The sequence below is a fragment of the Variovorax sp. YR752 genome (genome assembly GCF_943372545.1).
In genome coordinates this window covers 26,866-35,855 of record NZ_CALRZC010000065.1, presented here as the reverse complement: position 1 = coordinate 35,855, position 8,990 = coordinate 26,866, and the positions used below count along the sequence as shown (strand labels likewise).

Annotated in this window: 14 protein-coding genes and 1 pseudogene; all 15 read left to right on the top strand. The window is 62.8% G+C overall.

Going from position 1 to position 8,990, the window contains the following annotated elements; genetic code table 11:
• Positions 1-384 (top strand): annotated as a pseudogene (gene tuf / locus AAG801_RS17145) (elongation factor Tu); the annotation flags it as partial.
• A 21-nt stretch (positions 385-405) separates the two neighbouring features.
• Positions 406-720 carry a 30S ribosomal protein S10 gene (gene rpsJ, locus AAG801_RS17140; RefSeq protein WP_007838118.1) on the top strand — a complete coding sequence of 105 codons (315 nt, stop codon included), beginning with the start codon at positions 406-408 and terminating at the stop codon, positions 718-720.
• 151 nt (positions 721-871) lie between these two features.
• Positions 872-2,467 carry a hypothetical protein gene (locus AAG801_RS17135; RefSeq protein WP_341889437.1) on the top strand — a complete coding sequence of 532 codons (1,596 nt, stop codon included), beginning with the start codon at positions 872-874 and terminating at the stop codon, positions 2,465-2,467.
• An 11-nt stretch (positions 2,468-2,478) separates the two neighbouring features.
• The gene (locus tag AAG801_RS17130; protein WP_341889436.1) at positions 2,479-3,030 is read left to right on the top strand and encodes a hypothetical protein; all 552 of its coding nucleotides are present in this window, start codon (positions 2,479-2,481) and stop codon (positions 3,028-3,030) included.
• A 236-nt stretch (positions 3,031-3,266) separates the two neighbouring features.
• Positions 3,267-3,947 (top strand): 50S ribosomal protein L3, encoded by a 681-nt coding sequence (gene rplC / locus AAG801_RS17125; protein ID WP_099793523.1) that lies wholly within the window; start codon positions 3,267-3,269, stop codon positions 3,945-3,947.
• Positions 3,947-4,567 (top strand): 50S ribosomal protein L4, encoded by a 621-nt coding sequence (gene rplD, locus AAG801_RS17120; RefSeq protein WP_013543942.1) that lies wholly within the window; start codon positions 3,947-3,949, stop codon positions 4,565-4,567. Before rplC ends, rplD begins: the two co-directional genes overlap by 1 nt.
• Positions 4,564-4,899 carry a 50S ribosomal protein L23 gene (rplW, locus tag AAG801_RS17115; protein ID WP_056576559.1) on the top strand — a complete coding sequence of 112 codons (336 nt, stop codon included), beginning with the start codon at positions 4,564-4,566 and terminating at the stop codon, positions 4,897-4,899. Before rplD ends, rplW begins: the two co-directional genes overlap by 4 nt.
• Before the next feature lie 2 nt (positions 4,900-4,901).
• Complete coding sequence (gene rplB, locus AAG801_RS17110) at positions 4,902-5,726, top strand: 50S ribosomal protein L2 (RefSeq protein WP_056576555.1); 825 nt, start codon at positions 4,902-4,904, stop codon at positions 5,724-5,726.
• 10 nt (positions 5,727-5,736) lie between these two features.
• Positions 5,737-6,015, top strand: coding sequence for a 30S ribosomal protein S19 (gene rpsS, locus AAG801_RS17105; protein WP_062478874.1), 279 nt, complete (start codon positions 5,737-5,739; stop codon positions 6,013-6,015).
• Between the two features lie 9 nt (positions 6,016-6,024).
• Complete coding sequence (rplV, locus tag AAG801_RS17100; RefSeq protein ID WP_007838134.1) at positions 6,025-6,357, top strand: 50S ribosomal protein L22; 333 nt, start codon at positions 6,025-6,027, stop codon at positions 6,355-6,357.
• A gap of 17 nt (positions 6,358-6,374) precedes the next feature.
• A complete protein-coding gene (rpsC, locus tag AAG801_RS17095; RefSeq protein ID WP_056576551.1) occupies positions 6,375-7,286 on the top strand; it encodes a 30S ribosomal protein S3 in 912 nt (303 codons plus the stop codon).
• 52 nt (positions 7,287-7,338) lie between these two features.
• A complete protein-coding gene (rplP, locus tag AAG801_RS17090) occupies positions 7,339-7,755 on the top strand; it encodes a 50S ribosomal protein L16 (RefSeq protein WP_007838137.1) in 417 nt (138 codons plus the stop codon).
• A 55-nt stretch (positions 7,756-7,810) separates the two neighbouring features.
• Positions 7,811-8,020, top strand: coding sequence for a 50S ribosomal protein L29 (gene rpmC / locus AAG801_RS17085; RefSeq protein ID WP_099797259.1), 210 nt, complete (start codon positions 7,811-7,813; stop codon positions 8,018-8,020).
• A gap of 9 nt (positions 8,021-8,029) precedes the next feature.
• The gene (gene rpsQ, locus AAG801_RS17080) at positions 8,030-8,299 is read left to right on the top strand and encodes a 30S ribosomal protein S17 (RefSeq protein WP_056576548.1); all 270 of its coding nucleotides are present in this window, start codon (positions 8,030-8,032) and stop codon (positions 8,297-8,299) included.
• 82 nt (positions 8,300-8,381) lie between these two features.
• Positions 8,382-8,888 carry a peroxiredoxin gene (locus AAG801_RS17075; RefSeq protein ID WP_070061892.1) on the top strand — a complete coding sequence of 169 codons (507 nt, stop codon included), beginning with the start codon at positions 8,382-8,384 and terminating at the stop codon, positions 8,886-8,888.
• Positions 8,889-8,990: the final 102 nt, after the last annotated feature.

Below are 8,990 nucleotides of genomic sequence, written 5' to 3'. Positions count from 1 at the left end.
GGTCAAGCGGGCGACAACGTCGGCGTGCTGCTGCGCGGCACGAAGCGCGAAGAAGTCGAACGCGGCCAAGTGCTGTGCAAGCCCGGCTCGATCAAGCCGCACGTGCACTTCACCGCCGAGGTGTATGTCCTGTCCAAGGACGAAGGTGGCCGTCACACGCCGTTCTTCAACAACTACCGTCCGCAGTTCTACTTCCGCACGACGGATGTGACCGGCGCGATCGAGCTGCCCACGGACAAGGAAATGGTCATGCCCGGCGACAACGTCAGCATCACCGTGAAGCTGATCAACCCGATCGCGATGGAAGAAGGCCTGCGCTTCGCCATCCGTGAAGGCGGCCGTACCGTGGGTTCGGGCGTCGTGGCCAAGATCCTCGACATCTAAGCTGGACGCAAAGGAATCACCATGGCTACCAAGCAAAAGATCCGCATCCGCCTGAAGGCATTCGACTACAAGCTCATCGACCAGTCGGCCGCTGAAATCGTGGACACCGCCAAGCGCACCGGCGCGATCGTCAAGGGTCCCGTGCCCCTGCCGACCCGCATGAAGCGTTTCGACATCCTGCGTTCGCCGCACGTCAACAAGACGTCGCGCGACCAGCTGGAAATCCGCACGCACCAGCGCCTGATGGACATCGTTGATCCCACCGACAAGACCGTGGACGCGCTGATGAAGCTCGACCTGCCGGCCGGCGTCGACGTCGAGATCAAGCTGCAGTAATTCGACCTCGCGTCGCATTCCGAGCGCAGCCCGCCTGCAGAAATGCAGGCGGGCTTTTTTGTGCTTCTCGTTTGCTTATCAACTGTGGCATCCTCGCGCACCGGCCTGCAGGACGCAGTGCGCCGGGGCTGAAACGAGGGCAGCACACGTGATGAGCCAGAAGTTCTCTTTTGCATTCGGTGCGGCGTGCATCGCCGCGGCATTGCTGGCGGGTTGCGGTGGGGGAGGTGGCGGCGGAGGCGGCGGTGGGTTGCCGATCGGGCTGCCCATCGGTCTGCCGATCGTGCTGAATCCGGTCGCCCTGAGCGGGAAAGCCACCTACGACTCGGTGCCGAACAACAACGGCCCCCTCGTGTATGCAAACACCACGGCCAAGCCGGTGCGCGGCGCCACGGTGGAGGTGCTCGATGCCAACACGTCCGCACAACTCGCGTTGACCACCACGGATGACGGTGGCAACTACACGGTCTCGGTGCCGGGCAACACGAACATCATCGTGCGCGTTCGGGCCCAACTGACCCGGACCGGAGCCGGTGCCACCTGGGATGTCACGGTGCGCGACAACACCCGCAGCGAAGCGATGTACTCGATGCAGTCGGCGAGTTTCTCGTCGGGCAGTGCGGCATTGACGCGCGACCTGCGCGCGGACAGCGGCTGGGGCGGCTCGGGGTACAGCGGGCCGCGGGTGGCGGCGCCGTTCGCCGTGCTCGACACGGTCTACACCTCGATGCAGAAAGTGCTGTCGGTGGCGCCGGCTTCGACGTTTCCTTCGTTGAAAGTCTTCTGGAGCATCAACAACGCGCCGTCGCCCGGCAGCTTGGCGGCGGGGCAGATCGGCACGACCTTCTTCTTCAACAATGGAAGCAATGGCCGGCAGATCTATGTGCTCGGCAAGGAAAACACCGATACGGACGAGTTCGATGCGTCGGTGATCGCGCATGAATGGGGCCACTATTACCAGTCGGCCTTCAGTCGCGACGATTCCATTGGGGGCGAGCATTCGACAGGCGACCGCCTTGACCGGCGAGTGGCTTTTTCAGAAGGATGGGGCAATGCTTGGTCTGGTATCGCGCTCAACCGAAGCAGCTATGCGGACTCTTACGGCGAACGGCAGGGCAACGTCCTTAACTTCATGGACCTTGCGGCTGGCCCGTTGATCAATCTTGGCTGGTTTAGCGAGGAGTCGGTCCAGTCCATCCTGTGGAATCTCAATAGGCAGGCTGGTTTCAAGCCCATCCACGACACGTTGACCGGCTTCCAGTTTCGTAGCGGGGCGCCGGTCACGTCGATCCATGCCTTCGCCGCGGCGTTCAAAGCGACGTCTCCTGCCAATGGCTTGGCACTGACGAGTCTGTTGAATGCACAAAGCATCACTTCCAGTGACGCGTATGGCACGGGCGAATCGAACGACGGCGGGGTGCCCAGCGCGCTGCCGGTGTATCGCTCTCTGGTGGTGGGTGCAACGACCGGCAATGTCTGTGTCTCCAATGCCGCGGGCACGGGCAACAAGCACGGCAACATCGCTTATCTGCGCTTCATTGCGCCAGCGGACCGGGAGTACCAGGTCTCGATCGGAGGCGCCACGGCGCCGGACTTCGACGTCTTCAGGGGCGGAGAGGTTGCCCGGTCGGGCAATCAGGTCAGCCTGAGTGCGGGTGAATACGTTCTGGCTGTGCGGGAGGCTGTAATGGCCTCGTCGCCTCCGATCGCGCAGAAATGCCTCACCGTTCTCGTCCAGCAACAGTAGGGGCCCCAGCCATGACTCTGAATACTCGCTTCCCGTTGGCTGTGGCATTGACCTGGCTTGCAGTGTCCATGTTCCCGGTTTCCGCCCTGGCCGACGGCATGCCGTCAGCACACACCACCACGAAGCGGTCGATTTCGAGCCACAAGGCCGCTGCCTGGTCCTGGGTGGCCGCGTCGAGAAAACCCAATGACTCCGGCGTCAAATTGCAGTACCGGCTGGCCGGTACACCGCAGGCCGGCAAGCCGACCGTGGTCGTCCTGCAGTTCGATGGCGTCAGTGACCCGGCGGGTGCCAGCGTCACGCTGACTGTCGATGCGGGCCTGACGCTCTCCGGCAGTGCGTCGCTGAGCGTGCCGGCAGGGCAGCGCTCCGATGCTTCCGTCACGGTGATCAGCCAGGGTGACGGCCTGGCCTACCTCAACGTGTTCATCACGCAGGGCGGCCGGACCAGCGCCATTTCCATCCCGATCCAGACGGGCGCGGCGGCCCCCGCCATGAAGGCCAACGGCGACATCAAGCCGCTACCGGACGGCGACAACATCATTTCGCAGCCCGCGAAATAGGCCTGAAGGCCGCTCCCAGGCGGGTCAAAAGCCCCTGAATCCGGCCCAAACAGGGCCACTTGCGCCCCGGTTCGACTGCGGGCTATAATCTCTGGCTCTGCCCTTGTTGCGTCCGTACGGGCGTCGTTCTGGCGGAGATTTATCAACCTTCTCTCGCAGGCCGGGAAACCGGCCAAACGCTGTCGCCAATTGAAGTGGCAGCGGCGAAGGAAGTCTTCCATTTTTGGAGAAAACAAATGAGTCTGAGCAACTCCCTCGGGTTGCTGGGCCGCAAGGTGGGGATGATGCGTCTCTTCACCGATGACGGGGACGCAGTTCCTGTCACGGTGGTGGATGTGTCCAACAACCGTGTGACCCAGATCAAGTCCCAAGAGACCGATGGCTACGTCGCCCTGCAGGTGACGTTCGGTTCGCGCAAAGCATCGCGCGTGACCAAGCCCCAAGCCGGCCACCTCGCCAAGGCGGGTGTCGAAGCTGGCGAGATCAGCCAGGAATTCCGCGTCACCGCCGATACCGCAGGTCAGCACAAGGCTGGCGGCGTCATCGCGGCAAGCAGCGTGTTCTCCGTGGGCCAGAAGGTGGACGTGCAAGGCACGACCATCGGCAAGGGCTTCGCCGGCACGATCAAGCGTCACAACATGAGCTCGCAGCGCGCGTCGCACGGTAACAGCCGTTCGCACAACGTGCCGGGCTCGATCGGCATGGCACAAGACCCCGGTCGCGTGTTCCCCGGCAAGCGCATGACGGGCCATCTCGGCGACGTCACCCGCACGACGCAAAACCTCGACGTGTTCCGCATCGACGAAGCACGTCAGCTGCTGCTCATCAAGGGCGCGATCCCGGGTTCGAAGGGTGGCTTCGTCACCGTGCGTCCCGCCATCAAGGCCAAGCCGCAAGCGGCTGAAGGAGCGAAGTAATGCAACTCGAACTCCTGAACGAACAAGGCCAGGCCGCGTCGAAGTACGACGCCCCCGAGACCGTGTTCGGCCGTGACTACAACGAAGACCTGGTCCACCAGATCGTCGTTGCATTCCAGGCCAACGCCCGCCAAGGCACGCGCGCCCAGAAGGACCGCGAACAGGTCAAGCACTCGACCAAGAAGCCTTTCAAGCAAAAGGGAACGGGCCGCGCCCGTGCCGGTATGACGTCCTCGCCCCTGTGGCGCGGAGGCGGCCGCATTTTCCCGAACATGCCTGACGAAAACTTCTCGCAGAAGATCAACAAGAAGATGTACCGCGCCGGCATGGCCGCCATCTTCTCGCAGCTCGCTCGCGAAGGCCGTCTGGCCGTGGTCGATTCGCTGACCGTGGATTCGCCCAAGACGAAGCCGCTGGCCGCCCGTTTCAAGGCGATGAATCTCGAGTCCGTGCTCGTGATCGCCGAAGAAGTCGACGAAAACCTGTACCTTGCCTCGCGCAATCTGGTCAACATCCTCGTGGTCGAACCCCGTTACGCCGATCCGGTGTCGCTGGTTCACTACAAGAAGGTGCTGGTCACCAAGGGTGCCGTCGACAAGCTCAAGGAGATGTTCGCATGAGCCGCGTGAACCCCACCCCTGCACAACGTAAGTTCGACGAAGGCCGTCTCATGAACGTGCTGGTCGCACCGATCGTGTCCGAAAAGGCCACGATGGTCGGCGAGAAGTCGAACGCTGTCACTTTCAAGGTGCTGCAAGACGCCACCAAGCCCGAGATCAAGGCCGCTGTTGAACTGATGTTCAAGGTCGAAGTCCAGGGCGTGTCGGTGCTCAACACCAAGGGCAAGACCAAGCGCTTTGGCAAGTCCATCGGCCGCCGCGACAACGTTCGCAAGGCTTATGTGACGCTGAAGGCCGGTCAAGAGCTCAATCTCGTCGGGGAAGGCGCTTAATCATGGCCGTCATCAAGATGAAACCCACTTCGCCGGGCCAACGCGGCGCGGTGAAGATTTCGCGTGACCACCTGCACAAGGGTGCCCCTCACGCAGCCCTGCTGGAACCCCAGTTCCAGAAGGCCGGCCGTAACAACAACGGTCACATCACGATCCGCCATCGTGGCGGTGGTGCCAAGCACCACTACCGCATTGTCGACTTCGTGCGCAACAAGGACGGCATCCCGGCCAAGGTCGAACGCATCGAGTACGACCCGAACCGCACCGCCCACATCGCTCTGGTCTGCTACGCCGACGGCGAGCGCCGCTACATCATCGCCCCGCGCGGTCTGGAAGCTGGTGCAACCCTGATGTCGGGCGCCGAAGCCCCGATCCGCGCCGGCAACACCCTGCCGATCCGCAACATCCCCGTGGGTTCGACGATCCATTGCATCGAGCTGCAACCCGGCAAGGGTGCGCAGATCGCTCGTTCGGCCGGTACCTCGGCCACGCTGCTGGCCCGTGAAGGCGTTTACGCCCAGGTCCGCATGCGTTCGGGCGAAGTCCGCCGCATTCACATCGAATGCCGCGCGACCATCGGTGAAGTGGCGAACGAAGAACACAGCCTGCGCCAGCTCGGCAAGGCCGGTGTGAAGCGTCACATGGGTATCCGCCCGACCGTTCGCGGCGTGGTGATGAACCCGGTCGACCACCCGCACGGTGGTGGCGAAGGCAAGACTGGCGAAGGCCGCCACCCTGTCGACCCATGGGGCAATCTGACCAAGGGCTATCGCACCCGTAACAACAAGCGCACGCAGGTCTTCATCGTGTCGCGTCGCAAGAAGTAAGGGATAGCCAATGACTCGCTCTCTCAAAAAGGGTCCTTTCGTCGACCACCACCTGGTGGCCAAGGCCGACAAGGCCGTGACGAACAAGGACAAGAAGCCGATCAAGACCTGGTCGCGCCGCTCGATGGTTCTGCCCGAGTTCATCGGTCTGACCATCGCTGTGCACAACGGCAAGCAACACGTGCCCGTGTACATCACCGACCAGATGGTCGGCCACAAGCTCGGCGAATTTGCGCTCACGCGCACGTTCAAGGGGCACCCCGCGGACAAAAAAGTCCAGAAGAAGTAAGGAACGACCATGTCTGAAACACGTGCAGTCCTCCGCGGTGTCCGCCTGTCGGTCGACAAGGGCCGTCTGGTCGCGGACCTGATCCGCGGCAAGAAGGTCGATCAAGCGCTCAACGTTCTGCAATTCACGCAGAAGAAGGCCGCTGTGATCATCAAGAAGGTGCTCGAGTCGGCAATTGCCAACGCCGAGCACAACGACGGTGCCGACATCGACGAGCTGAAGGTCAAGACCATCTACGTCGAGCAAGGTGCAACGCTCAAGCGCTTCACGGCGCGCGCCAAGGGTCGCGGCAATCGCATCAGCAAGCCCACGTGCCATGTGTACGTGACGGTTGGCAACTAAGAAGGCCTGGAAGAAATATGGGACAGAAAATCCACCCAACCGGGTTCCGCCTTGCGGTTACCCGTAACTGGTCCAGCCGTTGGTACGCAAGCGACCGCGATTTCGCGGGCATGCTGGCCGAAGACATCAAGGTTCGCGAATACCTGAAGAAGAAGCTGAAGAACGCTTCGGTGTCGCGCGTCATGATCGAGCGTCCCGCCAAGAACGCACGCATCACGATCTACTCGGCTCGTCCGGGCGTCGTGATCGGCAAGAAGGGCGAAGACATCGAGAACCTCAAGCGCGAACTGGGCAAGCAGCTCGGCGTGCCGGTTGCAGTGAACATCGAAGAAGTGCGCAAGCCCGAAATCGATGCGCAACTGATCGCCGACAGCATCACGCAGCAGCTCGAAAAGCGGATCATGTTCCGCCGTGCCATGAAGCGCGCCATGCAAAACGCCATGCGTCTGGGTGCCCTGGGCATCAAGATCATGTCGTCGGGCCGCCTGAACGGCATCGAAATCGCTCGTTGCGAGTGGTACCGCGAAGGTCGCGTGCCCCTCCACACGCTGCGCGCCGACATCGACTACGGCACCTCGGAAGCCAAGACCACGTACGGCGTCATCGGCGTCAAGGTCTGGGTCTACAAGGGCGACACGCTGGGTCGTAACGACCTGCCGGCCGTCGAAACGCCGCGTCCGGACGAAGAGCGCCGCCCGCGTGGTCCCCGCCGTGATGGTCGCCCTGGCGACCGTCCGGGTGGCGACCGTCGTGGTCCCGGCCCCCGTGCCGGTGCCCGTGGTCCGATCGGTGGCAACACCGCTCCGGCCGATGGCAGCGACAAGCCCGCAGAAGCAACCGGCGGTGCCGGTGCAGACTCGAAACCCGCCGTTAAGCGCGTCCGCAAAGCCGCGCCCGCTGCAGCAGCGGACGGTGCCAAGACCGAGTAATCGGTCGCTCCCGGGCACGCAAGTGCCTGGGGCCCTCACGGAGTAACAAAACATGCTGCAACCTGCACGAAGAAAGTTCCGCAAGGAACAAAAGGGCCGCAACACCGGCATCGCAACCACGGGTAACTCGGTTGCGTTCGGTGATTTCGGTCTCAAATGCACCGACCGCGGCCGCCTCACGGCGCGCCAGATCGAAGCCGCTCGTCGCGCGATTTCGCGTCACGTGAAGCGCGGTGGCCGTATCTGGATCCGCGTGTTCCCGGACAAGCCAATCTCTACCAAGCCCGCTGAAGTGCGGATGGGTAACGGTAAGGGCAACCCCGAGTACTACGTCGCTGAAATTCAGCCTGGCAAGATCGTGTTCGAGATCGTCGGCGTGCCCGAAGAACTCGCCCGCGAAGCGTTCCGCCTGGCCGCCGCCAAGCTTCCGCTGCGTACGACGTTCGTCGCTCGCCAGCTCGGCGCCTGAGAGGAGAACACCCATGGCAACACGTAAGAAGAAAGAAACCGCGGCTTCGGCCAAGGTGACGAAGGCTGCAACCCTGCGCACGAAGGACGTCGCAGGCTTGACCGCTGAAATCAAAGATCTGCAGAAGGCCCACTTCGGCCTGCGCATGCAGAAAGCCACGCAACAGCTGTCGAACACCACGACGCTGCGCGTGACGCGTCGCGACATCGCTCGCGCCAAGACCATTCTTGCTCAGAAAGAGCAAGAGACCCAAGCCGCCAAGTAAGGAGTGAACATGACGGAAGCTAAAAAATCCCTCAAGCGCACCTTGATCGGCAAGGTGGTCAGCGACAAGCGTGCCAAGACCGTGACCGTGCTGGTCGAGCGCCGTGTGAAGCACGAGCTCTACGGCAAGATCGTGGCCAAGACGAGCAAGTACCACGCCCATGACGAAAAGGGCGAGTACAAGCTGGGCGACACCATCGAGATCACGGAAAGCCGTCCGATCTCGAAGACCAAGAACTGGGTTGTGACCCGTCTGGTCGAGAAGGCCGCCCTGGTCTGATCAAACACTCGGTCGCCCTCGAGGCAACCCATCTGGAAACGGCCCACAATGTGGGCCGTTTTTCTTTTTCAGGAGCATTCACATGATCAAAGTCGGCGACACCCTTCCTTCGGCCACCCTGCAGGAATATTCCGAAGTCGAGGGCGAAGGCTGCAGCATCGGCCCGAACCCGGTCGACGTGACCAAGGCCACGGCTGGCAAGACCATTGCGCTGTTCGCGCTGCCGGGCGCCTTCACGCCCACCTGCTCGGCCAAGCACGTGCCGGGCTACGTGCAGCACTTCGACGACTTCAAGGCCGCCGGCGTGGACGAGATCTGGTGCGTGAGCGTAAACGACGCCTTCGTGATGGGCGCGTGGGCGCGCGACCAGAAGACCGGCGCCAAGGTGCGCATGCTGGCCGACGGCAGCGCCGACTTCGCCAAGGCCACTGGCCTCACGCTCGACCTGACCGGCCGCGGCATGGGCCTGCGCAGCAACCGCTACTCGATGCTCGTGAAGGACGGCAAGGTCGCGACGCTGAACGTCGAAGGCCCGGGCAAGTTCGAAGTGAGCGACGCCGACACGCTGCTCGCACAAGCCCGCGGTTAAACCCGGATCTTTCGTGGGGGCCGCCGCGCACGGCCGCCCGAAGCGGCCGACCCGCCCCCGGTAGGGGGTTGGAGAAGCGACACGAAGTGCGCGCAGCCTGGG